Origin of the sequence: Gynuella sp., from assembly GCF_050297175.1 — a bacterium.
Taxonomy (GTDB): Bacteria; Pseudomonadota; Gammaproteobacteria; order Pseudomonadales; family Natronospirillaceae; genus Gynuella.
In genome coordinates this window covers 39,800-65,096 of record NZ_JBNKSF010000015.1, presented here as the reverse complement: position 1 = coordinate 65,096, position 25,297 = coordinate 39,800, and the positions used below count along the sequence as shown (strand labels likewise).

Annotated in this window: 24 protein-coding genes; 10 read left to right on the top strand and 14 right to left on the bottom strand. The window is 47.1% G+C overall.

Going from position 1 to position 25,297, the window contains the following annotated elements; translation table 11 throughout:
* From ACQY6I_RS06015 to ACQY6I_RS05975, 9 genes are all read right to left on the bottom strand, one after another.
* The coding region (locus ACQY6I_RS06015) for a phage tail sheath subtilisin-like domain-containing protein (RefSeq protein WP_428240567.1) at positions 1-1,595 on the bottom strand (1,595 nt) is incomplete at its 3' end.
* Positions 1,596-1,679: 84 nt separating this feature from the next.
* Entirely contained in the window at positions 1,680-2,123 is a 444-nt protein-coding gene (locus ACQY6I_RS06010; RefSeq protein WP_428240566.1) for a hypothetical protein, read from the bottom strand.
* Between the two features lie 15 nt (positions 2,124-2,138).
* Positions 2,139-2,552 (bottom strand): hypothetical protein, encoded by a 414-nt coding sequence (locus ACQY6I_RS06005; protein WP_428240565.1) that lies wholly within the window; start codon positions 2,550-2,552, stop codon positions 2,139-2,141.
* Positions 2,553-3,250: 698 nt separating this feature from the next.
* On the bottom strand, positions 3,251-3,931 hold the full coding sequence (locus ACQY6I_RS06000) for a DUF2931 family protein (protein ID WP_428240564.1): 681 nt from the start codon (positions 3,929-3,931) through the stop codon (positions 3,251-3,253).
* A 10-nt stretch (positions 3,932-3,941) separates the two neighbouring features.
* Positions 3,942-4,613, bottom strand: coding sequence for a DUF2931 family protein (locus ACQY6I_RS05995; protein ID WP_428240563.1), 672 nt, complete (start codon positions 4,611-4,613; stop codon positions 3,942-3,944).
* A 10-nt stretch (positions 4,614-4,623) separates the two neighbouring features.
* Complete coding sequence (locus ACQY6I_RS05990; RefSeq protein ID WP_428240562.1) at positions 4,624-5,307, bottom strand: DUF2931 family protein; 684 nt, start codon at positions 5,305-5,307, stop codon at positions 4,624-4,626.
* 10 nt (positions 5,308-5,317) lie between these two features.
* Positions 5,318-5,986, bottom strand: a complete 669-nt coding sequence (locus ACQY6I_RS05985) for a DUF2931 family protein (RefSeq protein ID WP_428240561.1) — start codon at positions 5,984-5,986, stop codon at positions 5,318-5,320.
* On the bottom strand, positions 5,973-8,216 hold the full coding sequence (locus ACQY6I_RS05980; protein WP_428240560.1) for a T6SS phospholipase effector Tle1-like catalytic domain-containing protein: 2,244 nt from the start codon (positions 8,214-8,216) through the stop codon (positions 5,973-5,975). Before ACQY6I_RS05980 ends, ACQY6I_RS05985 begins: the two co-directional genes overlap by 14 nt.
* Before the next feature lie 21 nt (positions 8,217-8,237).
* Complete coding sequence (locus ACQY6I_RS05975; protein ID WP_428240559.1) at positions 8,238-8,540, bottom strand: hypothetical protein; 303 nt, start codon at positions 8,538-8,540, stop codon at positions 8,238-8,240.
* An 80-nt stretch (positions 8,541-8,620) separates the two neighbouring features.
* On the opposite strand from ACQY6I_RS05975, the gene ACQY6I_RS05970 reads away from it, so the two are divergent.
* The 10 genes from ACQY6I_RS05970 (at position 8,621) to ACQY6I_RS05925 (ending at position 17,476) form a co-directional block, all read left to right on the top strand.
* A complete protein-coding gene (locus ACQY6I_RS05970) occupies positions 8,621-9,634 on the top strand; it encodes a HEPN domain-containing protein (protein WP_428240558.1) in 1,014 nt (337 codons plus the stop codon).
* Between the two features lie 206 nt (positions 9,635-9,840).
* On the top strand, positions 9,841-10,941 hold the full coding sequence (locus ACQY6I_RS05965) for an RHS repeat-associated core domain-containing protein (RefSeq protein WP_428240557.1): 1,101 nt from the start codon (positions 9,841-9,843) through the stop codon (positions 10,939-10,941).
* A 453-nt stretch (positions 10,942-11,394) separates the two neighbouring features.
* Positions 11,395-11,781: a hypothetical protein gene (locus ACQY6I_RS05960; protein ID WP_428240556.1), complete on the top strand. Its 387-nt coding sequence runs from the start codon at positions 11,395-11,397 to the stop codon at positions 11,779-11,781.
* 3 nt (positions 11,782-11,784) lie between these two features.
* Complete coding sequence (locus ACQY6I_RS05955; RefSeq protein WP_428240555.1) at positions 11,785-12,180, top strand: hypothetical protein; 396 nt, start codon at positions 11,785-11,787, stop codon at positions 12,178-12,180.
* A gap of 208 nt (positions 12,181-12,388) precedes the next feature.
* The gene (locus ACQY6I_RS05950) at positions 12,389-13,147 is read left to right on the top strand and encodes an RHS repeat-associated core domain-containing protein (protein ID WP_428240554.1); all 759 of its coding nucleotides are present in this window, start codon (positions 12,389-12,391) and stop codon (positions 13,145-13,147) included.
* Positions 13,141-13,419 (top strand): hypothetical protein, encoded by a 279-nt coding sequence (locus tag ACQY6I_RS05945; RefSeq protein WP_428240553.1) that lies wholly within the window; start codon positions 13,141-13,143, stop codon positions 13,417-13,419. Before ACQY6I_RS05950 ends, ACQY6I_RS05945 begins: the two co-directional genes overlap by 7 nt.
* 512 nt (positions 13,420-13,931) lie before the next feature.
* Positions 13,932-14,258: a hypothetical protein gene (locus tag ACQY6I_RS05940; RefSeq protein WP_428240552.1), complete on the top strand. Its 327-nt coding sequence runs from the start codon at positions 13,932-13,934 to the stop codon at positions 14,256-14,258.
* A gap of 988 nt (positions 14,259-15,246) precedes the next feature.
* On the top strand, positions 15,247-15,795 hold the full coding sequence (locus tag ACQY6I_RS05935) for an RHS repeat-associated core domain-containing protein (protein WP_428240551.1): 549 nt from the start codon (positions 15,247-15,249) through the stop codon (positions 15,793-15,795).
* Positions 15,796-15,967: 172 nt separating this feature from the next.
* Positions 15,968-16,273 (top strand): hypothetical protein, encoded by a 306-nt coding sequence (locus ACQY6I_RS05930; RefSeq protein ID WP_428240550.1) that lies wholly within the window; start codon positions 15,968-15,970, stop codon positions 16,271-16,273.
* 507 nt (positions 16,274-16,780) lie between these two features.
* Positions 16,781-17,476 (top strand): RHS repeat-associated core domain-containing protein, encoded by a 696-nt coding sequence (locus ACQY6I_RS05925; protein ID WP_428240549.1) that lies wholly within the window; start codon positions 16,781-16,783, stop codon positions 17,474-17,476.
* Positions 17,477-18,404: 928 nt separating this feature from the next.
* Here ACQY6I_RS05925 and ACQY6I_RS05920 read toward each other — a convergent pair.
* The 5 genes from ACQY6I_RS05920 to ACQY6I_RS05900 form a co-directional block, all read right to left on the bottom strand.
* Positions 18,405-21,233 carry a hypothetical protein gene (locus tag ACQY6I_RS05920; RefSeq protein WP_428240548.1) on the bottom strand — a complete coding sequence of 943 codons (2,829 nt, stop codon included), beginning with the start codon at positions 21,231-21,233 and terminating at the stop codon, positions 18,405-18,407.
* Positions 21,234-21,412: 179 nt separating this feature from the next.
* Complete coding sequence (locus ACQY6I_RS05915) at positions 21,413-22,117, bottom strand: hypothetical protein (protein WP_428240547.1); 705 nt, start codon at positions 22,115-22,117, stop codon at positions 21,413-21,415.
* Positions 22,118-22,177: 60 nt separating this feature from the next.
* The gene (locus tag ACQY6I_RS05910; RefSeq protein WP_428240546.1) at positions 22,178-23,134 is read right to left on the bottom strand and encodes a glycine-rich domain-containing protein; all 957 of its coding nucleotides are present in this window, start codon (positions 23,132-23,134) and stop codon (positions 22,178-22,180) included.
* 7 nt (positions 23,135-23,141) lie between these two features.
* Complete coding sequence (locus ACQY6I_RS05905; protein ID WP_428240545.1) at positions 23,142-24,602, bottom strand: hypothetical protein; 1,461 nt, start codon at positions 24,600-24,602, stop codon at positions 23,142-23,144.
* Between the two features lie 80 nt (positions 24,603-24,682).
* Positions 24,683-25,297, bottom strand: a complete 615-nt coding sequence (locus ACQY6I_RS05900) for a Pvc16 family protein (protein WP_428240544.1) — start codon at positions 25,295-25,297, stop codon at positions 24,683-24,685.

Genomic DNA, 25,297 nt, shown 5'->3' with positions numbered 1-25,297 from the left:
ACCGCGAAGTAGGACGCTTTTTTGACCGATTCCTCGACCATATTGAAGAGCCGGCGGACTGGAACGTAACGCCATTCATTGGAGTTACCGTCCAGCGTTCTGGCGCCCCAGACCAACGTGCCCTTGCCTACGAAACTGCGGATGGCATTGATGGATTTACCGGCAACGGTATCGACGTTGAGATCTTCCTGTTCGCTGTTATCGATATCCACTGTGGGGGCAATGACCTGCACCAGGGCAACATTGGCCGGTGCTTTCCAGACGCCGCGCTGGGCATCGGTTTTGGCCATGATGCCGGCGATGGCGGCGCTGGGTGGTAGTACCAGGTAGTGAGTGGCGAGCAACGCTTTGACCTGGTTGTAGTAGGCGGTGGAATAGAACAGATAGTCTGGGTCGTTTAGTTTGGACAGAAGCGCCGAACCCTTGTTGCTTTCGCTGACGTGTTTATACAAGGTGGGGGCTGGAGTGGCGCCGGTGTTGACTTTCCGACCTTCACTGTTTGCCGCGTTATCGATGGCGTAACCCTGCCAATCGAGAGCTTTTGTTGTATCGTCTTCTGCAGGTTTAGAATCCTTATCGGCTTTACCGCCAGATGCAAAAATTCCATATGGATTTTCACCGGCCAAACGTTGCCCCAGCGTTTCAATGTTCTCGTGATCAACAGGGTAGCCTTGCAAATCCAGGTAAAGATCCCGGTCCTCGAATTTGACAAAAATCGGACTACGATAATCGTCTACTTGATAGGATGGTTCCATTTCACCGGTGGTTTCGTTAGAAACCATTTTGAAACCGTATTGGTTAACTTCAACAATCTGGATTTCTTTGGTGTTGTTGTCCTCTTTGATGTCAAACGCATAATACCCTTCCACCGATTCATGCAATTTAGGCAGCTTTGGGACCATCGGTGGTAGTGCCACGATTACTTTGTTTTCATCATAACTTCTGGGTGTGGAGGTTTTCAGGTAGGGATAATAAGCTGCGCCATATTTCAGACCCTGAGTGACCTTGTTACGCATTGAGGCAGCATCTGCAATAATGTTGTTGTTGCACTGCACATCGACGAGCGCAAAACGATCCATCATCTGTTCTGCATGAGACAATGCCGCATTCTGGATATCGTAATGGTTCTGGGCATCGAGCTTCACACTTTCCGGACACGAAATCAGAGTGACTTCGTCAACTTTTTTCAGGAGTTCGATGGCAGATAAATATGCTGCCTTATCCATTGTGGTATCATAATCGCCCAGACTGATGATGTAGCAGGTGCCACCGCCATTGGCAAAAAACTGTGCAACGGCCTGATAAAGGAAATACTTTGCTGTCTGCTTAATCTCCTTGTAATCCAGATAAAATTCCCCGCTGTCCTGTTTGCAGGAAATATCCATAGACTCAAGATATTTACCACCGAACCGGGCTTCATATTCGAGCATGCTGGTCAGGCGATAAGGTTTTTGAGTGATGAGATTACCGGCACTGTCTTTAGTGAATGCGGTGTAACCAATAAAAGCAGGGATGGCTGTCGCCACCTCTGCCACAGAAGGGCCGAGTAGCGACCGTTCTTTGACATAAACGTCGGGGGTTTTGTATTGACTCATTGGAGATTCCTTATAGTAACGGGATAAAAACAAGCAAAGGTGGATGGCCTTTTGGGGTTTTGCCGTCACATCGAATAGACGGCACTAGTGGTATATTTTCCGGTTCGACTGCATGGCGCAGTAGAAATTGAGCTGAATATGCTCGAACTGTTGTTGCAGCCATTCCGATTCGCTTTCATTGATGCGTTGAATCAGTTGGTCGCTGAGTTTTCCGTTCACTGGCAGATCCAGGCAGATCTGAATAAGTCGCAGCGTCAGGTTGCCATTGGTGGCTAGTGCGAAATCAAAAAACAGGTTTGCGAGCTGTTGATCCCGAAACTGGTCACAACCAAGTTGATGCCAGATTTCCGCGCAATACAACTCGCGTAGTAAGTGCGATAACTCCCTTTGACTGAAGCCGATGGTTTGCATGTCATACCAGCTGGTTAAGGGGTGGTTTATCTGCTCGTGACCGTTGTGGTCAGTTTCTTCGATCAGTTTTCGAATGTGCTTGAGTATGTGGTTAAACGCATGCTGATAACTGGCCATGGTTTCCGCTTCCCCTCAGACAGTGTCGATTTTTCCGGCAGCGGCTGCACTGCTGAGGGTGACTTCTGTCGGAGGGTTGCTGTCGGGTTGACCGTTACCAGGATTTATTGCCGGGATAGCCGTAACGCTGCATTTGATATCGCTGGCCAGTACCACAGGATCACCTTTTTTAATGGTTTTTTCCGCCAGCTCGATACTGCTTATGGAGGCGAAGCTCACAAAGCCGTTGACAAAAGGCGGGTTAATGTAGGGGATGTTGGTGAAGTTCTGGGTTAGAAACTGTTCTAAATCAGCCTCAACAGCCAGCTCGCCAGCCATATCGATGATCCCGGTTGACTGAACCTGCAGCGGTGGCAGCATGGGAAGCAGCGAGATACCTTTGTCCAGTTGAACAGTGAGAACGGCATTGGCAGCTAATACTTTGGCCATGGTGGGGTTCCTGTCAGAGGAGTGAAGACAAATATGACACAGCGTTTGGCGTGTGGTGTTATCTCAGTGTAGAAAAACGGTTAGTAAGCTGAGTAACTCCTTCAGAATGGTTGGGTCCAGATCGAACCAGAAAGCAACAAGCATCAGAAGGATCACGAGTGTCCACATCTGTGTTGTTTTTCTGGATTTCTTTTTCGATTTGGAACGTTTTTTAAAAAAAGTTGCCAGTGCAGTGGTGATGAAGCTTTTCATTCCTACTCCTAGGTCTGATGAAACATTCTTGTCAGGTGTCGGGCAGGCTCCGCCACCCAATTGAGTGGGTATTGAGTAGACGGGGCTGGTTGAAGGATGTGAAAAATTGACGAATGGGATATTGGCAATGACTGTAATTTTTTATCAGAACGGGGGCTGTGTTCGAACGGTTCACAGCAGCTCTGAGATGGGCTTTTTCATGACTGGTAACTCAAAAAAGTCCTTTTCTGCGATGATGTCGTCAGCTCCGCCTGAAGGCTATATCCTCATTGACGACGCGTAAACGGTGGTTCTATGTGTGGTGCTTTCAAAAAATCCAGCTTATTAGCGATAGTCTTAGGTTTTATTTTTGGTCACAGCTCATGCGAGCTCCTGGAAATCAAAGTGTTTCGTGAAACGCCATCGGTTTTTTTTGCAACAGGATAAAGGTGGTCATCTATAACCACTCAATGAGTCTCTGTATTTTCGGTGGATGATTCTTTTTCTTGGGTTTCGGTTGTGCCTGGGTTTGGCGGTAACAGGTTTAGTACGTCCTGTGGTATAGAACCCTCTCTTACTTCCTGCAGAGTGCGCACTCGATACATACCAGGGTCGCCTTCTGCAATGGTGGCTTTAATACGGGGAGTTAGTTCGAAAAAGTGAAATTCAAAATTTTTAGGGCCTTCTGGACATCCAATACCGACACAGCTTGTATACCACCAAAGCTGAATTTCTCCTTGTCCAGCAAAACCAGTGGATAGCTGCCGCAAATATTTTTCTCTGCCATATTCTTTAAGCGATTGTTTAATCTGCTTTTGTTTATCCTTGGGAATTTCGACGGTAGCTTCATAAAACGTCTGGGTGCGATAGGAAAACCAGCGTGCTCGTACTGTATGGGGCAATGGCACCCTGCCTGCACTGGCTGAAGATCCTCCAGGAGGGCGGTGAGTCGTATCAGCGTTTCCTCCTGATAAGTTACCGACCGGAAGTTGCCAGGATTCATTGATAATCAAATACTCCACCCATATAGGCCAGCCAGGGCCGCCGATACCACCTTCTCGAAAACCATAATCATAGGTTTTTTCTTCGCAACCACTGATGAGTATGGGTAGTAACAGTAACCAACCGACGTACTTAATGATGTGCATCTATCACAACTCAGTCTATTTCTGTGTTTTTGGTGGATGATTCTTTTGTTGTGCCTGGTTCTGGCGGTAACAGGTTTAGTACATCCTGTGGTATAGAACCCTCTCTTACTTCCTGCAGAGTGCGCACTCGATACATACCAGGGTCGCCTTCTGCAATGGTGGCTTTAATACGGGGAGTCAGTTCGAAAAAGTGGGATTCATAGGTTGCCGGACGCAGAGGTGGACAATCAATTCCTACGCAGCCAGCGTACCACCACAGCTGAATCTCTCCTTGTCCAGCAAAACCAACTGATAAATCCTGAAGATATTGCTCTGTCCCATAATTTTTTAGCCACAGTTCAATCTGCTTTCGCTTGTCTTTAGGTATTTCTACTGTGGCTTCATAAAACGTCTGGGTGCGATAGGAAAACCAACGCGCCCTTACTGTTTGAGGCAAAGGCACCCATCCTAGGCTGCTTTGTGCTCCTCCAGGAGGGCGTTTGGTGATTTCGGCTTTGCCCCCTGATAAGTTACCAACCGGAACTTGCCAGGATTCATTGATAATCAAGTATTCCACCCAGACTGGCCAGCCTGAGCCGCCTATACCGCCTTCTCGAAAACCATAGTCATAGGTTTTTTCTTCGCAGCCACTGATGAGTATGGGTAGTAACAGCAACCAACCGACGTACTTAATGATGTGCATCTATCACAACTCAGTCTGTCTCTGTGTTTTTGGTGGATGATTCTTTTTCTTGGGTTTCGGTTGTGTCTGGTTCTGGTGGTAACAGGTTTAGTACATCCGGTGGCAGAAAACCTTCTTCTATCCGTTTGAGTGTTCCTGCACGATATCCACTTGCATCGCCATCCACTTCTATTGCTTTAATACGGGGAGTCAGTTCGAAAAAGTGAAATTCAAAAGTTTCCGGCCGTGCAGGCGGGCATTCTATACCCCCACAGCCAACATACCACCAAAGCTGAATTTCTCCCTGACCTTTAATTCCAATATCAAGATCATGAAAATATTTTTTTCTTGGATATTTTTTAAACCATTGTTTGATCTGTTTTTGTTTATCTTTGGGAATTTCGACGGTAGCTTCATAAAACGTCTGGGTGCGATAGGAAAACCAGCGTGCCCGTACTGTATGAGGTAATGGTACCCAGCCGGCGCTGGCTGATTTGCCACCAGGAGGGCGATGAGTGGTGTCAGCGTTTCCTCCTGATAAGTTACCGACTGGAATCTGCCAGGATTCATTAATAATTAAATACTCCACCCATATAGGCCAACCAGGGCCACCAAAGCCACCTGTCTCAAAGCCATAGTCATAGGTTTTTTCTTCGCAACCACTGATGAGTATGGGTAGTAAAAGTAACCAACCGATGTGCTTAATGATGTGCATCTATCACAACTCAGTCTGTCTCTGTGTTTTTGGTGGATGATTCTTTTGTTGTGTCTGGTTCTGGCGGTAACAGGTTTAGTACGTCCTGTGGTATAGAACCCTCTCTTACTTCCTGTAGAGTGCGCACTCGATACATACCAGGGTCGCCTTCTGCAATGGTGGCTTTAATGCGAGGAGTCAGTTCGAAAAAGTGAAATTCAAAATTTTTAGGGCCTTCTGGACATCCAATACCGACACAGCCAACATACCACCAGAATTGCATTTCTCCCTTACCACTGATCCCGGTCGATAACAGAGGTAAAAATTTCTCTCTGGGATATTTTTTGAACCACTTTTTGATTTCTGTTTGTTTGTTCTTTGGAATCTCGACGGTAGCTTCATAAAACGTCTGGGTGCGATAGGAAAACCATCGTGCTCTTACCGTATGAGGTAGAGGTACCGGCCCCATACTAGCTGACGAACCGCCAGGGGGACGTTTATTGACTACTGTTTCCCCTCCTGAAAGGTTGCCGACCGGAATCTGCCAGGATTCATTAATAATCAAATACTCCACCCATATAGGCCAGCCTGGTCCGCCAAAGCCACCCGTATCAAAGCCATAGTCATAGGTTTTTTCTTGGCAGCCACTAAGTAACAGTGGCAATAAACATAACCAACCGATGTACTTAATGATGTGCATGCTGTGACTCCGGAATAATGGCCTGATCAGGGTGGTTATTATATATCTGGCGAACTTTTCGACCGCTTTCCATATGCGGGCGGTCAACCATATCGCCGTATTTTTCGGAGGTATGAATATAATCGACCAGGTATTGTCTGGCCTGTGGCATTTGGCCTCCGGCTTTTTGCCATGCGTTGTACACGCGTTTCAGCTCATCCGGAATCAGGTAATGGGTATCAGCAGGGTCGATACCTTTAAGGGGGACGCCGGCTTGTCTGGCCAGTTCATCCATCTTATAAAAGGGATACAACGCCAGCTCCTTACGAGTGGCTTTGAGTATATGTTTATAGGTATAGGATTGCTCCATACCAATGGCGCTGCGAAAAGCCCTGATTTCGTTCTCCAGTGCATCGATCAACAAGCCACTGCCAGGGCCACGCAATATCCATGGTGAAGGGCGGTTGTCGTTATAGTCCAATGGTGCTCTGATACGTAGATCCTCATAGTTTTCTGTGCCTTTTCCCGTTGGGTTCTCATAACCGCCGCCCACATCACAATGAACGCCAGGAAAGATGATTTCAGTAAAGTTCGAAGGCAGGCGACCGTATTCGTCGGTGATGCGGGTCGAGGGAAAATTATGCCGTGCTTCATGATAGGCGACCAAATGCACAATCTGTTCAGCGCTGTGGGTATTCAGGTTCAGATTGAAATCCAGGTTCTGCTCGTCACCGGGCCAGCCAAAACTGCCCACGGTATCCCAGAGACCGACAAAGCAAACCCGGCCGGTCAGATGCTGTGGAAAGGCCTTGATCTGTTTTTTCACCGGTTGTACCGGTAGGGCAAAGCTCCACAGTGGATTATGATACTCAACTTCCCAGATGGAAATCTGTTCCGGCCATTGGTTGATCAGATTAACAAAGTGTCGGGATAGGGCCGCACCCCGACTGAAACCAAAGATATCAAACCTTACTTCGTCGTATTCCTGTTCATTAAAACGGTTATTTATCAGTTGCAATACATATTCAATCCGGGCATAGCCACCCGTCTCACCCATACCCAGGCCAAGGCCGATCTTGCTGTCTTCCGCTTTAAAACCATCCTTGGTTTGGTGGCCGGTAATGGTACCGACACCGGGCACATATACTCTGCGAGTGGTCACGACTTCGTTGCCGTGTTGATCGGTTTTTTCAACATACAAGTCATGCATCTTTGCCACATTGGAAATATCCCGGTCGGGTAACTGCTCATCGTTATAGCGATCCTGATTGGTGCCATCAAAGAACAGACCGAGTCTTAAGATGCGTTTGGGCTTTGACAGGTTTTTGGAGGGTTGATAACGCCAGTTCGCACCTATCTTTGGAACGGAGACAGTGTTTTGTATCAGGCAATTGTATTGCCCGGTCTGGGTGAATACTTTGTCCTGCTGGCGTTGTAGCTCGGCCAATTGATGCAGAGACTGACCAATCTGTTGCAGGGATTCGAAATAAGGAGAACGATTGCCGGGGTGGTCTTCCGGCCCTGGTTGGGCGCGATGGCAGATCAGTGCCGTTAAGGCTGCTTCCCTGGTCCAGGTGACTGAGTCGTTGTAGTTCTGTTGTTCCGCAACAGCCTTCAAGGGTTGCAGCCAGTCTTCATGGGCCAGCAGGTAAATCAGATCGACCATGCACTGTCCGACCATTGCCATATTGAGGCCACGCACGCCGAAACTCTGCTGCAGTTGTTTGGACAGTGTTTGTGCATCGACATCCTGGCTGCGACTGAAGCGTGTCGCAAACACATCCGGGCGCTGGCATTTTTGGGCCCAGACCTCCTGGGCTTTGCTGAACAACGGCACCAGTGGATAACTGTCATCCTGGAACAAGGCCGGGTCCATCTCGTTTGGATGACCGGGATGCAGGAATTCGGTATTGATCAGATGCAACGGCTGAACGGTGCGGGGCCAGTCCTTGATCGGTTCTGCGTTCTGCCGCTGTTCGCTCAGTTGCTCACAGCGCTGCTGAAGTTCGTCGTGGGTCTGTTGCCATTGCTCCGTGGTGACCGATGTGCCCACGTCATAGCGGATCTGTTCCGGACCAAACAACGATAATTTACGGGTTGAGCCTTTCAATTGATCCTGAAAGGTCTGTGTGGGGGTGCTGATCAGGTAGTCGGTGATCACACTGGTTTTGCTGTCGGGATAGAGGTACTGCAACTGGGCAAAGTACTCGGGGTTGTAGATATCATCCACGCCGGGCTTACCCTCGGGCAAGGTCTCGGGGATATCCGCCGTCTAGACCGGTGCGGGTTTGTCCAGGTTGATTCTGGGTTTAGCCGGCTTAGGCGTACCGTGAACCTCTCTTGGACCACATTCATACACCACGCCTCGTTTCAGGTGATCATGACGGTTCAGAAACGACAGTTGCTGATCACTTTGCAGCACAAAAAAATGCAGTCGGTGTTGTTCCGGAGTAAAGGCTTTAACTTCTTTGGGGTATTCATACGTGGCCTGCCAGCACAGGGTGTTGAGGGAATACCCCCGACGTTGGATAAAGTCTTTGATGGATGGCGGCAGGGCGGTGATGTCCTGGGACATGACTCAACATTCCTTATTCTGTGTTGATTCCAATAAACAGATCAGAGCGTACCGCTTAATCACTCTTCTGGTTGATCAATTTGAAAAGTCTTATCTCAGTAAACGAACCAAAGGTCAAATGCGGGTGTGATTATTATGACGAAATTCACAGTGCCCGTTGCGGTGGTGATCGCGTGGGAGCGGCGGCGTTGATAAAGGTTCATATTGGTTCTATGCACAGAACTTGCTACGATGCCGGGATGAAAACATCACTCGATCACCTCCCTTCAGATAAACAACAGCAACTGCGTCATGCGGTTGAGATCATCGTGCAAGCGGTTAAGCCCAGTATGCTGATTTTGTTCGGCAGCTATGCCCGTGGCGACTGGGTAGACCATCTGGAAGAGGACCGCGTTCATTACCGCTATCAAAGCGATATGGATATTCTGGCCATTGCCAAGAACGGCGTATTGGCGCGCAAGATAGAGTCCAAGCGATCATTGATTAATCGGTTGATGCGGGAAGTTAAAACGCCGGTCAGTTTGATTGCAGAAGAGATATCGTTTGTGAATGCCCAACTGGCCAAGGGTCAATATTTTTATGCCGATATCTATCGCGAGGGCATTTTGCTGCATGATACCGGCAAACTGGAATTGGTAGAGCCTAAAGAACTGTCTCTGCCTGAGCGGAAAATAGAGGCACAGAGACATTTTGATCATTGGCTTAAATTGGCTACCAATCAACAAGCTTATTATCCGTTTGCTATGTCCCGAGGAGATTATTGTGATGCTGCTTTTTTTCTCCACCAAGTGACAGAAAAACTATATTCCATGATTCTACTGGTGTTTACGCATTACAAACCCAAACTTCATGATTTGGAAAAACTCCGCACTTTAACCGGCAGCATCGAACCGGAGTTCTTATCTGCGTTTCCGCAAAGTACGCCCTTTGAACAAAACTGTTTTGACCTGTTGTGTCAAGCCTACGTGGAATCGCGTTACAACCCCAAGTACTGCATTACCACCGAACAACTGACGTGGCTGGCGGAACGGGTCGAACAATTGCAAACATTGGCGGAAAAACACTGTCGGGCCAAGATTGACAGCTTGGGTTGATTGCAGAACAGAGAGGTCATGCTGGATCACTCAGCTTTCGACAACGCTATAATCGAATGTTAACCATCTTCCGAATGCGGCTGGTCAGTCATTGATAAATCATTAATTTTTCCAATCTCTACTTGGTAAAATTTAAGAGCTTACTCTAGTGGAGGCACTCGTGAACCCGTCGCTTACATCCCGGACAACAATAAAATTCACCGCTCATGCGGACAAATATCATTAAAACTGAAGATCAAAAAAACCTTCCCATTTTGAGCTTCAACAGAAAGAAAGGTGATCCCAAAACCATTGTTGAAATCCGTCACCATAATGGGGATGTAGAACACTATGAATTCGAAGCTACAGGACCGTACTTTAAGTTAGCCAGAACAAGCGATGACATGAGTATTTTTGCTTCTGGTAATAACAATAGTTGGGTTAAGTTAGGCGAATACTATCTGCCTATGGATACTACTATTCTTGCGGGTATCGAAGGTACCAACGTTGATAGCAACTCTACTCTAAATTATACAATCAAAGCCGATGACCTTTTTTATATTATTCCGGATCATTTAGGTGCACCTTATAGACTTATCAATAACCAGTCTGCAACGGTAGGTTGGGAAAAGCGCGATTTTGAAATAGGCGCTTCTCCTTATGGGGATAACAGATTGTTTGACGGTACGTCGTTATATGTCGGGTATGTGCAGCAGCCACTGAGATTTCCCGGCCAATATGCAGATAAGGAAACGGGTCTTTATTACAACTGGCATCGGTATGATGATCCAAGGACCGGGCGTTATGTTCAGAGTGATCCGATTGGGTTGAAAGGTGGGCTGAATACGTATGCTTATGTTAGGAATGATCCGGTTAATTTTATTGATCCGACGGGGCTTAGGACTGAAGTAACCATTTGGCATCCAGTTGGTTGGGGCGCGTCATCTTTTGGGCATGTTTCCACTGACATTAATGGTACAGTTTATTCCTATGGACAACATGGAATGTGGAGTGGTTCTGCCGAAACATACTACGGAAAAAATGATTTCAGGGACGGTCAAGGAGTGGTATTACCCTTAACTGACTATCAGGAACTTCAGCTTGAACAATGCCTGATGAGCGATCATGGAAACTATAGTGCTTTTACAAATAACTGTGGTTCGCCAGTTCAGGATTGCTTGAGTGAATTGGGAGTGGACACAGGAAATGCGATGTTTCCAGTTAATCTGGGGAATAACTTGATAGATATAGGTGCAACTGTTGATAATATGACTCAGCACCCAGCTTCAGATCCATCTACGGAGGCAAGTGCGCCATGGGCTCGGTAAAAAAACATTCTATCATGATTAGTTTTACTCTTTTGTCATTGTTAATGATTTATTTGGCTTGCAGATCCTTCTCAGCCATAAACAATGACTACTCTTGGAGTGAAATGGATTGGGATGGAAGTGGATCAACATCAATTTTTGAGTTTTTTATGGCGTCAGATGTAGGGAAAAGAGTAATTAATTTGGATGATAAAGAGTGCCAAGAATACTTCTCATATAAAGATGGATTGACGTTAAAAACTGTATGTCGGTGGAAATCCGTTAAGGTTTATTGACCAAACTGGCTTAGGCGCTTTTGATGAAGCTCTTAAAAATTACTATTATCTTTGGGCCATCTCCAGTGGCTTAAGTGGCTATAATGGATTATATACAGACCAGTATGGTTTACCTGCAGTGCCAAGCCATAGTCATTCATCATCTTCCGATGCAGGCGAGGCGCCAGAATATCTGACCATGCCTGACGTGGCCACCACTGACATACTCAGTAATTGTCAAACATTCTATCGTGGCGATGTACCAGGGAAGACTGAATTTTGGGCACATGAGTCTGGCGGTTATGGTAAGTGGCTTCTTGAGGATAATCCGAAAGAATATTTAATGCAGCAACATGCGATGGATAGCAGTAGTTCTCCATATATCAGTTTGACAACTGATATTCGAGTTGCAGAACATTTTTCTTCAGGACAGGTATATGTCATTACTCTGCCAATTGGAATGGCATTCCCTAATCCATACAATACGGTAACATTGCCAGGTACAATTATCTCTGAATCCGAATGGCTTGTGCCTCTACATATCCCGTCTAAGTATGTTAACAATTCAGGTTGCACTTGTGAGTAGCTTATGATTAGTGATTGGAAGATTGATATATTAGGACTTCAAGCAGTGCATGTGAGCGGCACGAAAATAAAATTGGTTCCAGCTACTGATGAAGTATCTGAAACTTGGCAAATCGAACCATCTGATGGTGATAAGCTTTTACTGGAAGAAGGAATCGCTTGCTATGAACATGCATCTGCCAAACAATATTTAGAGCATTATTTAAGTAAAAATAATTTGTCTCTTGAAGAGTTAATAAAAATTAGCAATGACCATTGTACTGAAAAGGGTTATAGAGAACGTCTCACAGTTGATCAATTAAAGTCATATCTTAGTGATCAGGCCCTGTTTCCTATTAATGCTATTAGCATAATTAGAGCTGCTGTTTATTTTTATCGGAAAGATAAAAACCAAAACTGAAACCCGCGTTGGCAAAAATGGAGATTGATTATCTTCTCTTGAAGATAAAGGGGACGCATCTATTTTTGCAATCCTCAGTCGCTAAAAAGAGCCTTGCAAGAGGCTCTTTTATGTCCGTACTAACGTTGATAGCAACTCTACTCTAAATTATACAATCAAAGCCGATGACCTTTTTTATATTATTCTGGATCATTTAGGTGCACCTTACATGCTTATCAATAACCAGTCTGCAACGGTAGGTTGGGAAAAGCGCGATTTTGAAATAGGCGCTTCTCCTTATGGGGATAACAGATTGTTTGACGGTACGTCGTTATATGTCGGGTATGTGCAGCAGCCATTGAGATTTCCCGGCCAATATGCAGATAAGGAGACGGGTCTTTATTACAACTGGCATCGGTATTATGATCCAAGGACCGGGCGGTATGTGCAGAGTGATCCGATAGGGTTGAATGGTGGGCTGAATACTTACGGATACGTTGGAGGCAATCCGGTGATGTTTATTGATCCGCTGGGGTTAAAAGGTACATGTCATTGCGGTAATCCTGAAAATTTAGTTAACAATGCTATTTCTAATACTGGATCTAAGGAATGGAGTTATTACACGCCTAAAGATAATTTTCCTGAAGAAACTAACAAGTGTAATCAATTCGTAGAAAATATGCTGGAAGAGTCAGGATACCGAGTCCCTCCAATGCATGGTCTGTTTGGACTAACGTATGGTCCAGTAGCAGGGGATTGGGGTAATCCAGAAGTGTTTATACCCGGTTATCAAATAGTTTCTGAGCCTCAACCAGGTGACATTGTTGGTTGGAGTCACCAATATTCAGATGCAACGGGAAATGCTGGAATTGTTACTGGGAATGGCTTAACTACCTCTCAAAGTTCTAAAACTGATACAGTCGTAGAAAATGATTGGGGCTTCAGGGGGGAAGGCGTTGTCTATAGGAGGTGTACGTGTTCATGGTAAAACAAAAATACTTTTTAATTGCTGCTATTGTTTCTGTTTTATGTATTTCAAATTTAGTCACTTTTCTTTGGGCAAAAGGATATAAAGAGGAGTTTTACAGGAGTAGCGGCTATTCTAGAGGGCAGGTAGAATTACTTCAGAAAATCGATGATTTAGTATCGATTGATAAAGAACTTGAATCTCAAATTGATTTGATTCACGTGATTAATGTTAAAGATATTTCGGTTTATCACTATAGTCACCAAGGAATTAATGGGATTGTACTCAAGTAGAAACCTAATTAAAGGAGCGTCATCACTCCTTATTTAGTCAAAACCATAAAGCCCCGCTTTCCGGATCGGAGCTTTTCTTTTTTTGGCTGTTGCCATGGATAATTTTAAAGACAAAAAGTGGCAGCGATTGTCACGAGTCTGGCAAGCCTGGGATGAAATACATGCTACCCTAATGCATCTGATTATATAAGTCGGCAAACAGGGTTTAGGTCTGGTACTGGGGTGGTTCTTACTTTAACGCCAGAACAAGAAAAGCGGCTAGTGGCATGTTATGCAAAGCCTAGAGATGAATATGGCGTTATGAATAATAATTGCGCAGACCCTTACCAGGAATGCTTATCTGAGGTGCTTGGGTATACGCTGCTTGATGCTTTTTTTCCAGTTGATTTTGGAGAAAGATTAATGGATTCCCCATATTATGGAGGGTCGAAATTTTATGAGGGGCCAAAACGAAACCCTTGGCCATGGCCAATTGGAGATGACGGATTTTGGACTAGACCATGGGACTATTGATGAATACTAGAATGTTAGTAACAGTTTCTATAACGTTATCCATAGTGTCTTGTGTATTCTTGTTGTCTCTTTATTTTGATAGGCCAACAATTTATCTAGTCGCTAATAGTGTTGTGCCTGTTTATAGCAGCCTTGAGCAGGCAAGCTCTTCTTTGTCTCATAATAGCATTACCGATTTGGAACCTGATCAGGCAGTAGAAATTATTCAATGTATCGATGTTAAGCATTATCAGCTTTATAAAATTAGGCTACCTAATGGTCAGATTGGGTTTGTGGATGAAGGTAGATATGTCTTAATAAGGGATGGAAAACCATCATCTTGTTGAAATAACGGGGCTTATTTATTTTATTTAGCTCCTCTCAAACCAACAGCCCCAGCTGGGGCTGTTTCGTTCAACGGCCGAATCCGATACTGCCTGTTGATGAGCAATGTGTTAACGATTTGTTAGAGATTGGGAAACCTCTGGGGCGCTTTATTCCACCTTATAATCATTGCCAATCATTTGCGTGGGGCGTAGTCAACCAGTGTCGAACAGGGCCTCAAATAGATCCATAGACAATATTCATATTAAGTATCTGAGTATATAGGCTGGAGTAATATTATGGAGAACAATGGCAAAACTTGGGTGTCGACATTGTTGTTTATTTTAGTGCTTCTTCTTTATTTTTTTGGTTTTGCTTACTTTGGGAATTTAGCTATTTTTAACGCTTGGCAGACAGCATTTCCAAAAAACGAAGAAGCAATAGAACTATTGAATTATCGATTTTGGTTTTTTGCATTATGTAGTTTGGTATGCTTTGTTGCGTTTTTTGCATACATAACCATAAGAATCAGAAAGTCAAATAGACAATATCGACAAAACTTGGAGAACGAAAATGATTGATACAATAGGCGTGCAATTATTTTAAGTGCCCCTCTCCACACCAACAGCCCCGAACTGGGGCTGTTCTGTCTAACGGCCGAATCCGCTACCGCCAACCTCGTACCGCTTCGATCTCCCCATACACCCGATTCAACTGCTGTTCGAGCAACCCGATCACCCCGGAGACCAACCGCGCCACCTGAGCGCTGTGTTCCTCATCGGTCTCGATGATGATCCGGGTAATCACTTGGCACCATTGTTGAAATCCGTCACCATAATGGGGATGTAGAACACTATGAATTCGAAGCTACAGGACCGTACTTTAAGTTAGCCAGAACAGGCGATGACATTAGTATTTTTGCTTCTGGTAATAACAATAGTTGGGTTAAGTTAGGCGAATACTATCTGCCTATGGATACTACTATTCTTGCGGGTATCGAAGGTACCAACGTTGTTTGACGGTACGTCTTTATATGTTGTATATGTGCAGCAGCCACTGAAATTTCCCGGCCAATATGCAGATAAGGAAACGGGTCTTTATTACAACTGGCATCGGTACTATGATCCGAGGACCGGGCGGTATGTGCAGAGTGATCCGATCGGCCTTAAAAGTGGTATCAATACCTATGCATATGTTAACGGAAATCCACTGACTTATAGCGATCCAAAGGAGCTTGAGGTCGAAGTTTTAGTAGGTGGTAGTCATTGGTATGAGCATGCAGCATTAAGAAGTGATGGCACAGTATATTCAAATGGAAGATATAGGGTGCCAGGTCAGGAGTTAAGCTCTTTTGGTATGGTTGGTCCTAATGTACTAACAGTTCAAAATGCGAGTTCATATTATGAAACTTCTGATCACTGTAAAACATGTAATGCAAATGGATATGTGCTGAATGTTACAGAACAAGAACAAGAGCGGATTGAACAGTTTTATCAGAAATTAATCAATTCAAGCTCTCCACACCCTAATCACAATGGGTGGTATGTTATGGATGATTAAGATCGGTTTATTGATAATACTGCTCAAGCCTTGTTGTGGAAGCCCTAAATGCTGGATTACCCTGGTATCACACGATGTCTTTACCAGGAGTCAGTACTCCTCAAACTTTAGATATGAACCTATGGATGAGTCCATTTTTGGTTGATTCCGTGAAACACTATCAGGAGTCAGAATGAAAACCATATTGTTTTCTGTTGTTGCGTTTCTTGCCGGTGCAGTTGTTACATTGGCTATACTATCCTCAATGAACCCTGATGTAGATTTGTTATCTAGAACGCAAGGATTTTACATTAAAACGGATCATGAGTTTGAAGTAGAAGATAGTGTCGGAACTAGAGTGACTGTCCCAGAAAATACGGTTTTATACTTCGCTTCTCAATATAGGGAAGAAGGAGTGTACTTTTTGAAAATAGTATCTTCAGAACTTCGAGATCAGACAATGGTCAATAAGGAATTATATTTTCAGGTGCCTGAGTGACCTTTCCTTGAACCTTTCAGATAAACAGTCCAGGAGAGAGGCGAGGGTGTTCAAAAAGCAAAATTCAGTGTGGGTGAGATGGGAGTGCCCGAATTCTGCAAACAGTTGAGGCCATTGATAAATGCGACGTGTGTTCCAAAGCCGGTAATGGTCAGCAGAAGACGTTGTTATGCGATGGCGTCGTCTGACCGTCTGGGTAGTGGGTTCAGTTGTGAGTGTGGTTTGCGTATGATGCGCGTCAGTCATAAGTATTAAATTAGCCAGAACAGGCGATGACATGAGCATTTTTGCTTCTGGTAATAACAATAGCTGGGTTAAGTTAGGCGAATACTATCTGCCTATGGATACTACTATTCTTGCGGGTATCGAAGGTACCAACGTTGATAGCAACTCTTCTCTAAATTATACAATCAAAGCCGATGACCTTTTTATATTATTCCGGATCATTTAGGTGCACCTTATAGACTTATCAATAACCAGTCTGCAACGGTAGGTTGGGAGAATAGATTGTTTGGCGGTACGTCGTTATATATCGGGTATGTGCAGCGGCCACTGAGATTTCCCGGCCAATATGCAGATAAGGAAACGGGTCTTTATTACAACTGGCATCGGTATTATGATCCGAGGACCGGGCGGTATGTGCAGAGTGATCCGATTGGGTTGAATGGTGGGCTGAATACATATGCGTATGTCGGTGGGAATCCTCTATCTTATATTGATCCTTTAGGCCTGGATGGTTTAGGAGCCTATAACTTTTCTGTTGTCACCTACAATTATTTTGAGGATAGACGGGAATCTTGGGATCCTCATAGTGAAGCACGAGGACGTTTACGAGGCTCTAATGGTACGGGTGGCCGTGGTGCTTTGAAATGTAATTTCTTTGTTTGGGACGCATTGAATGCAGGCGGGAATCCACCAGGGCGAATGCCAGATGGAAGGGTTCCTAGCGCCGATGAGTGGGCTGATCCCAATATCAATATTCCTGGTTATACCATTGTGTCTGGTTTTATGTTGCCTCAACCCGGAGATGTTGTGGCGAGCGGTGGCCATGTTGGCGTTTATGTGCCACTTGATGATGGCAGTCCAGGCACAATTTCAGCTGCTCCATTATTCTATGGTTCCGGTCTTGTTCATAACGACTGGGGATTTAGACCAGGCTCTCCGAATCCAACAATACGTAGATGTGAATGCGATATGCAGTAAGAAGATAGAGTGAGTTTAAAATGAAATTGATATCCAGACTTCTTATTTGCTATATCGTGGGTAGCATATTCTTAGCCATCTGCGCTGTATATGGCACCATGGCTTCAGGAGCATTAAACCCAAATTACTTGATGATTGTTCTGTGGTCTCCGATACAAGCAATTTTTATAAACTACGATGTGTTAGTGCTCGGGAAAATAAAACTACTTGGTAGTTTTATAGCTTTTTATTCAGGTGTAATCCTAGCTGGAATATATCTGTTTTTTAAAGCGAGGAAGATCAGATAAGGGGACGCAATTATTTAAGCGCCCCTCTTTCCACCCCAACAGCTCCAACCGGGGCTGTTCTGCCTAGCGGTAAATTTGCTACCGCCAGTCCCGAACCGCTTCCACCTCCCCATAGAGAATCGATGGGGTCAAGTCTTGCCTTTTGCCATCCAGCTAAATTGCCAGTCTCCCTCCAGACCAACAGCCCCGAACTACCGGGGCTGTTCCATTCAACGACCGAATCCGCTACCGCCAACCTCGTACCGCTTAGATCTCTCCATACACCCGGTTCAACTGATGTTCGACCAGCCCGATTACCCCGGAGACCAACCGCGCCACCTGAGCGCTGTGTTCCTCATCGGTCTCGATGATGATCCTGGTAATCACTTGGCACCATTGTTGAAATCCGTCACCATAATGGGGATGTAGAATACTATGAATTCGAAGATACAGGACCGTACTTTAAATTAGCCAGAACAGGCGATGACATTAGTATTTTTGCTTCCAGTAATAACAATCGTTGGGTTAAGTTAGGCGAATATTATCTGCCCTGCGTGAGGTCCAACAAGAACGACTTTCTGGATGCCGATGCGGTCGCTGATAAGCCGGTCAAGTACGTCTCAGAATGAACGCTTACGACACAACGGCGGTTGCTCAATTCCTTAAACAATGTCTTCGATCAAGTCTCTCATCAGCTTTTTGGCATTAATCGGTGGAACTTCAAACTGCAGATCCGAGACACTCATCTTGAATGGCTTCCCTTGTTCATAGTGAATCGGCAGACTGACACCAAAGCGGTAGTCCGGCCCAAAACTATAGGAGGCAAATTGCCATGTATTATCGTAAAGATCGGCACCCAATAGTTGAGCATTGATATAACCGGAAATATCGAAGACAAATTTGGGTGAGGCATGCAGTCCCATTTTCATATCCATGATCAATCCCTTTGCGGGTGTCCAGCTGGTAGATGCTTCTGCTTTGGCAACACCTGTCAGGCCGGCCATACCTCCCAACTCGATGCCGCCTGTTGCGCTGGCCAGACCTCCTCCAACTCCGACGCCGGCGCGCGCTGCGAGTCGAATACCGGCATCTGCAGGTATTTTCACTTCTGCGTCTCCCGAGACCTTGGTGTTGTTGGGGCGAGCGGAGTGATACCGTACGCCTAACTGCAACTTCGTTATCTGACCGGGACCAATGCTGGCGGTCGCTTTCAGGTTGGCGCCAACTTCGGCAACGATCAGCGGCACGATGGGAACCTGCACGGCTACCCCGAAGAGTTTGCGATTAAACGCCTTGCGCTCAAACAGGGTGACAGGATTGGCCAGTGATAACTGACCGTCAGCCAGAATATCACCGCTGGGTTGCAGCTGAACCCCGACCATTCCCTGTAACCATGGTGTTAGTTTCATCGATAGGCGGCCACCTCCAAAGATTTTGAATTTTCCGTCGGTCGCTGGAGTATTCAGCAAATTACCTGTTTTCGGATCGATGCCTCGGTTGGTGACACCGGCGTGCAGTTGACCGCTGAATAAGCCACGTTTGTATTGACCGCTGCCTTCTGCGGTAAAGGCTCCGTCGTCATAACTGACGGTAAATTTGGCATTGACTCCGGCGATCCGTGCTTGTACTGCACCGCTGGCTGAGATTTTAAATCCTGGCTCATTGCGGCGTTCGGCCACGTCCACTTTGAGTTCGGCATTGTCGATGCCAGGGATGGTTTTGCCGGTGCTTGCGGTGCCGCGCATATAAAGTCCGGTACGGCTGTTATAACCGATATCCAGAGAACTTTGGTCAATGCCTGGCAGGTTAAGGTCTGCTTTACCAGCGATGGACAGGCCTTCGTTTTGATGGTAACCAACCGTTGCCTGGGCATGGCTGACACCTGGTATTTTGCCTTCGGCTATTTCTGTGGTGCCATTCAGGTACCACTGCCCCTGTTGATAGCCGACGGCGATTTCTGACTTGCCAAAGAGTTGTTCATCCATTTTAAACGTACCCGCCAGAGCCAGCGATCCAGTGGTATCCGCCGTTGCACTGACTTTGCCGGAGCCAACGCGATCTATGGCGAAGTTCACCTCTCCATTGGCACTGAGTCCTTTGCTGGTAGAGAGTGCCAGCGTCAGTGATGATTTATTGAGGTGGAAGGGTGCTGGTACGGAAACTTCCTGACTTGCGAAGGTTTTTTCGATACTTAGTTCGTTGCCTGTGATGGTGAAGTCTATGTCCGCCCCGCGCAGCAGCGGTAGATTGGTCACGACTTTTCCCTTGATGATCAGGTTATTATTCTCATCCAGAGTGACTGAGGAGAGTGTTAACGGACTGAGAGCTTCGACTTCCAGGTTCTTTTTGAAGATTTTCTGTATTTGCCGTTCTGCCTGACCGAAGTTCAGGTATCCGGTCTGCGCCAGTCCTGGCATGGGTGAGATTGAAAAACTGGTTTCGACACCTGCACTTTTCAGAGCTGGGTTATCCGGCCAGAGTACCCCCACGATTTTGATCGGGTCTTCGTCCTTATCGTTAAAAATGGCGGTGTGCGGCTTAAAGCCGGCGATAAAGCTGGTATCTGTAAATGGAACTGTTTTATCTGCGGACCCTGCCAGTTCGATGGTTCGGGAACGTCCGCCAGAAGCGTTGTTAAAGATCAGAAACTCTCCTTTTCCTGGCTGCAGGCCGGCTTTTTTGACATCCGACCGGCTCATAGCTTTCAGCGGTTCCAACTGGGTCGCGCGTTCAGCGATATCCGCTGCCGTATAGTTTTCGGAATTACCTTTGAACGGAGCGTCCCAGATGATGTTTTTGAGGGTGACACTGTAGGTTTTTCTGACGCTATCCACATCCGGTTTGTTCGGATTATTCCAGGGTTCTAATACACTGCCGATCCCCTTGTTGATGGCATTGTTGATACGAGCACCTGCGCTGCGGTTGGTCGAGCTGTCCAATAACCATAAATTATCTTCGTCGGGTTTTTTGTCATCGCCACCGAGTTGATACTCTTTCTTATGGTCCACATCGTAGAGCTGGGTATTGCCTTTGGGAGTCCAGTATGGACGTATGATGCGTTTGATCAGGGTATCCCGATTACCAATTACAAATTGCTCATTTTTAGGCGCGACGCTGAGAAAATAGATAGGATCTTCTTCACTTCCAGTATGCCAGGCCCGGCGTGACTGAAGCTTGTTGTCGAGCTTGCGCCCCAGTCCTGAGCCCCCCTGTGTCATTTGCTGCCATACGGCAATTTGTCCGGTTTTACGAGGGGCATCACTGCGCCGGATTTCAATATCATGGCTACCGGTTTTCGCTTCTTTGGCAGCAATTGCCGGGAAGTGAATGGTGTTGACGGTTAACCGTTTCGCTGAGACGCTGCCTTCCGGTCCCTCATAGGCCTGATGGTTGTTGATGCTTGTAGAGGGGGTCGCCGGGGCGGTTGTAGGAGCGGTTTTCTGTTGTTCGGCTGCTGGCGGTTCAGTCTCTGATGGTTTCTGTGCTAACATAGTGATACCTTTGAATTTATCATGGACGGAAATGATGAGTGGTAACTGTCTGGGGTATGGTCTGGAATATAGATCGGGCGCTTACGGAAACCGGTTGTTTCCCAATGGCTGTCGATAGTTATGACGGCTGAAGAGTGATAGGCACAGGTTATTATTCAGAGCGCCGCAAATCTGTTCCGTCAATAATCATTCAAAATATACGAGTATGATTCGGACGAGAACGCGCCTGTCGCCGTTGTTATGGTGTTGTCATCATTACGTACCTGAATGTACAGAAAATAATCCCCTACTGGCACCAGGTTCGGGCTGCTGAGCAGAAATCCGGCCATGTCATAGGTGTCCGGACTTGAAATGCTGACAGACTGACTGTGTGAGTGGTTCAGAACCGGTTTGATGGCAACGGGCAGGGCACCGATTTTTATGAACTGATCCGTTGTCTGGATGGGATCGTCGTCGGCCACCAGGTAAAAATCCAGCCAGACCCAGGCGCTGGGAGCGTGGGGGTTGGGGAAATCTTCGGCCGCCAGGTTCTCGATGTCCAGCTGACAATGACTGAACAGGTGATTGTTGCCGGGATCGTACGTGGCGGTAATGTCATTGATTCTGAGATTGCGGTGGGCATAGCCGTTGACGGGTGGTTTGGAGAAATCCACGTGGTCGCCTTCGATACCGGCATAAACGAAGCTCTGTTCGTTGATATCGGCGATCACGGCAAAACCCTTGTGTTGACCGGGTGCGGTATCGCCGAAGGTATTGTTGTCGAAGGTGATATTGAGCTCGCCTTTGTTGATGCGTTTTTGCAGCAGGGCGGTAATGTCTCTGGCTTGTGAGGTACCGGTACTGCCGCCATAAACGGCATATTTGATGGAGATGTTGGGGTTCATATCTGAGTCCTGTTGTATAGTCTGAATGGATAATGTGATGGCATGGTGCAAGGCGTGGCGTTACAGTTTCAGTGGTTCTCCCCAGCAGATCATGACGGCGCCATTTTGTCCGGCGTTGGAGAATCCAGGCTCATCGCCACCACCACCACCACCGCCAGCGACATAGGGATATTGCTGCAATAGACTACCGGGACCGCCAGCGCCGCCCTGTGCGCCTTGACTGTTTTGTCCGGCCAGGCCATCGGCGCCCTTGCCAAACAGGCCGACACCGCCACCCTGGCCGCCAGTACCGCTTTCACTGCCACTGCCTCCACCACCGCCAGCGCCATGGCTGCCTGGACCGGGATTGCCGTTGAGACCGCCGCCAGTTCCGCCGTTGCCGCCATAGCCCCCAGCGCCGCCGCCGCCGCCGGCATCAAAACCCTCTTCCAGTGCAAATCCACCGGTTCCTCCTTGACCGATGATCGCCTGAGTGATGATACCCATGCCAATACCACCGTTGCCGCCGGTTGCTTCTTCCATTCGTCCGCTTTTACCACCGGTTGCCTTGAGATAATTAAGTATGGCGCTGTCACCACCATCGTCACCCTGACTGTCTTGATCGTGGCCTGCACCGCCAGCACCAACGGTGATGCTCAGACTGTTGGTCAATGGCTTGATAGAATTGGCTGCTGCCAGGCCACCACCACCACCACCAGAGCCTATTCCGGGACCACGTCCGCCACTGCCTCCGGCACCGACCACTACCATGTGCAGGTGCTGCACGCCAGTTGGTACGGTAAAGGTATAGCTTCCGGGGTCGGTAAAAATAATGCCGCAGCCATTCAGTACCACCAGACCGCCACCGACATTGTCACCATCCTGACCAATGGTGATTGTCGGCCGGCCGAAAACGGACTGATGAAGTTGTTCGCCGCGCACGGTGTGCAGCTGCTGAAGTTGTCGGGCATTGTTGCCATCTTTAATAAAGCATCTGGTTAATGCCCGTAACTCCTGATCTTTTTTGAAATACATCATAAGCACCTCAACTCACAATGGTATACAGGGCGAGAATTTTGCCATCTGGAATATCATCGGCGGCGATCGTCTGACCGGTATCCTCAACAAATTCGAACAGATTTTCGAGTGAGAGCGCAGAGGCCAGTGTTGCTGGTGACAGCGCCACACCGGCCTGGGTGGTATCGGCCGCTTCCTGCTCGGTGGCCAGTTTTAAAATACCTCTCTGGGATTGGCTGGCGACGGGCAGGTTGGCAGTTTTGATTTTCTTTTGAGTGGTCAGGAAGCTCAGTTCGTTTTCGATATCTGTCACCGGCAATTTATCCACCGGTACCAGATCGCTCAGAGCTGTCGGGTCCAATTGTTGTAGTCCTGCACCATTGCCTTCAAACATATCAGCGACGACTTTGCTGTCGCTGTTCTGAGTCAGTGTTGTCAGATCGATTTGTGCTGGCAGGCGTTCAGGGTTCAAAGTGCCCTGACTGATATGGCTGGCATCGAGATCGGTCAGGTTTTGGCCATTACCTTCGATGTTGGCAGCCTTAATGGTGGTGTTTTCGCCGTCTGTCAATTGAGTCAGGTCAATGTGGCCGGGCAGGTGGTCATTGGTAAGGGTGCCACTGGTGATGTTGACTGCGTCCAGTTTTGTGAGTTTTTCGCCGCTACCCTGAAAATAGTCTGCCGTGACCCAGCTCTCTTCGTTTGGTTTTGTCACCTGCGTTAGATCGACTTTTGCTGGCAGGTGGTCATTGGCAAGGGTGCCGCTGGTGATGTTGGCGGCGTCCAGTTTTGTGAGTTCCGAGCCGTTACCTTCAAAGCTACCGGCTTTGATGTGGCTGTTTTCAACGGTGTCGCTTTTGCTCAGATCGATTTCTGCTGGCAGTCGGTCATTGGCAAGGATACCGCTGGTGATGTTGGCCGCGTCCAGTTTTGTGAGTTCCGAGCCGTTACCTTCGAAGCTGCCGGCTTTGATGTGACTGTCTGAAACAGTGTCGCTTTTGCTCAGATCGATTTCTGCTGGCAGTCGGTCATTGGCAAGGATGCCGCTGCTGATGTTAGAAGCGTTGAGGCTAGTCAGTTTTTCGCCGTTGCCTTCGAAGCCGCCGGCTTTGATGTGACTGTCTGAAACAGTGTCGCCTTTGCTCAGATCGATTTGTACTGGCAGTCGGTCATTGGCAAGGATGCCGCTGCTGATTTTAGAAGCGTTGAGGCTAGTCAGTTTTTCGCCTTTGCCTTCGAAGCTGCCGGCTTTGATGTGGCTGTTTTTAACGGTGCCGCTTTGGCTCAGATCAATCTGTGCCGGTAGTCGGGCGTTGTCTAGAGTCCCGGTGATTAAATCACTGGCGCTGGTGGCTGCATCAATCAACTCACTAAACTCCGATGAGGTGGGTACATCACCGGGTTCGAAGTATTTTTTCAGTTTGTCTCTGGCAGTTTCTTTTTCTTTATCGGCAGACTCTGCAAGGGTCTTTTTGATTTGCTTGGTCATAGGAATGTCCTGTGTCTTCTATGCTGGGTTGAGGATGATTCCGGGAAGTTGTATGAACCCGGCAGGGTGTTAATGCTGGGTTAATAGCGTTTCATGGCACGATCAATTTCCCGGACCACGGATACGGCGCCGGGTTCTGCAATCGTGACGGGAATGGATAAGGACAGCATCAGGCTCGGTTTGGGGGTGGAGCCCATGGCCTGCCAGACCTGTCCGGTGACTTTTTCACTGTGTTCGCTGCCAAATAACGTCATGCGGATGCCGAATGGATCGGTGTTCAGTTGAAATGCCTGTTGCAGTTCCGTTGGCAGAAAATCGAAGTAACCGAGTCCGGTAATGAGGTAACCGATCAACAGGTGTTCGATCAAAGCGCTGCCGGTTTTGTCCTTGCTCCAGACCGTTAGCATGTAGCTGATATCGACGTAGCGTGGCTCCTGGTAGATGGCACTTTCGGTTTTCTGATTATTGATAACCGCGCGTACCGGATCACTGCGGCGACGGCTGCGGTCTTCGGCGATACCTATCAGGTAGCAGTTGATAACCGGACGGGTCGACAACTCGCTGACGAAGCTTTCGTCGGGTGCCACGAAACTGAGTTCGATCTCGCGCTCGCTGTCGTTATCCAGTGCCAGAACGCGCCGTTCTATCAAAGCCTGAAGCGTCTGTTGTACTTTGTGCAGAATAAGTGGGTCCAT

Bases quoted from the DNA above. Each gene is read 5' to 3' on its own strand.
- ACQY6I_RS05940 (WP_428240552.1), top strand. From the start codon at position 13,932: ATGAATACTAGAATGTTAGTAACAGTTTCTATAACGTTATCCATAGTG.
- ACQY6I_RS05965 (WP_428240557.1), top strand. From the start codon at position 9,841: ATGCGGACAAATATCATTAAAACTGAAGATCAAAAAAACCTTCCCATT.
- ACQY6I_RS06005 (WP_428240565.1), bottom strand. From the start codon at position 2,552: ATGGCCAAAGTATTAGCTGCCAATGCCGTTCTCACTGTTCAACTGGAC.
- ACQY6I_RS05950 (WP_428240554.1), top strand. From the start codon at position 12,389: ATGCTTATCAATAACCAGTCTGCAACGGTAGGTTGGGAAAAGCGCGAT.
- ACQY6I_RS05920 (WP_428240548.1), bottom strand. From the start codon at position 21,233: ATGTTAGCACAGAAACCATCAGAGACTGAACCGCCAGCAGCCGAACAA.
- ACQY6I_RS05910 (WP_428240546.1), bottom strand. From the start codon at position 23,134: ATGATGTATTTCAAAAAAGATCAGGAGTTACGGGCATTAACCAGATGC.
- ACQY6I_RS05995 (WP_428240563.1), bottom strand. From the start codon at position 4,613: ATGCACATCATTAAGTACGTCGGTTGGTTGCTGTTACTACCCATACTC.
- ACQY6I_RS05900 (WP_428240544.1), bottom strand. From the start codon at position 25,297: ATGGACCCACTTATTCTGCACAAAGTACAACAGACGCTTCAGGCTTTG.
- ACQY6I_RS05955 (WP_428240555.1), top strand. From the start codon at position 11,785: ATGATTAGTGATTGGAAGATTGATATATTAGGACTTCAAGCAGTGCAT.
- ACQY6I_RS05905 (WP_428240545.1), bottom strand. From the start codon at position 24,602: ATGACCAAGCAAATCAAAAAGACCCTTGCAGAGTCTGCCGATAAAGAA.
- ACQY6I_RS05985 (WP_428240561.1), bottom strand. From the start codon at position 5,986: ATGCACATCATTAAGTACATCGGTTGGTTATGTTTATTGCCACTGTTA.
- ACQY6I_RS06010 (WP_428240566.1), bottom strand. From the start codon at position 2,123: ATGGCCAGTTATCAGCATGCGTTTAACCACATACTCAAGCACATTCGA.
- ACQY6I_RS06000 (WP_428240564.1), bottom strand. From the start codon at position 3,931: ATGCACATCATTAAGTACGTCGGTTGGTTACTGTTACTACCCATACTC.
- ACQY6I_RS05945 (WP_428240553.1), top strand. From the start codon at position 13,141: ATGGTAAAACAAAAATACTTTTTAATTGCTGCTATTGTTTCTGTTTTA.
- ACQY6I_RS05960 (WP_428240556.1), top strand. From the start codon at position 11,395: ATGCCTGACGTGGCCACCACTGACATACTCAGTAATTGTCAAACATTC.
- ACQY6I_RS05930 (WP_428240550.1), top strand. From the start codon at position 15,968: ATGAAAACCATATTGTTTTCTGTTGTTGCGTTTCTTGCCGGTGCAGTT.
- ACQY6I_RS05975 (WP_428240559.1), bottom strand. From the start codon at position 8,540: ATGTCCCAGGACATCACCGCCCTGCCGCCATCCATCAAAGACTTTATC.
- ACQY6I_RS05915 (WP_428240547.1), bottom strand. From the start codon at position 22,117: ATGAACCCCAACATCTCCATCAAATATGCCGTTTATGGCGGCAGTACC.
- ACQY6I_RS05990 (WP_428240562.1), bottom strand. From the start codon at position 5,307: ATGCACATCATTAAGCACATCGGTTGGTTACTTTTACTACCCATACTC.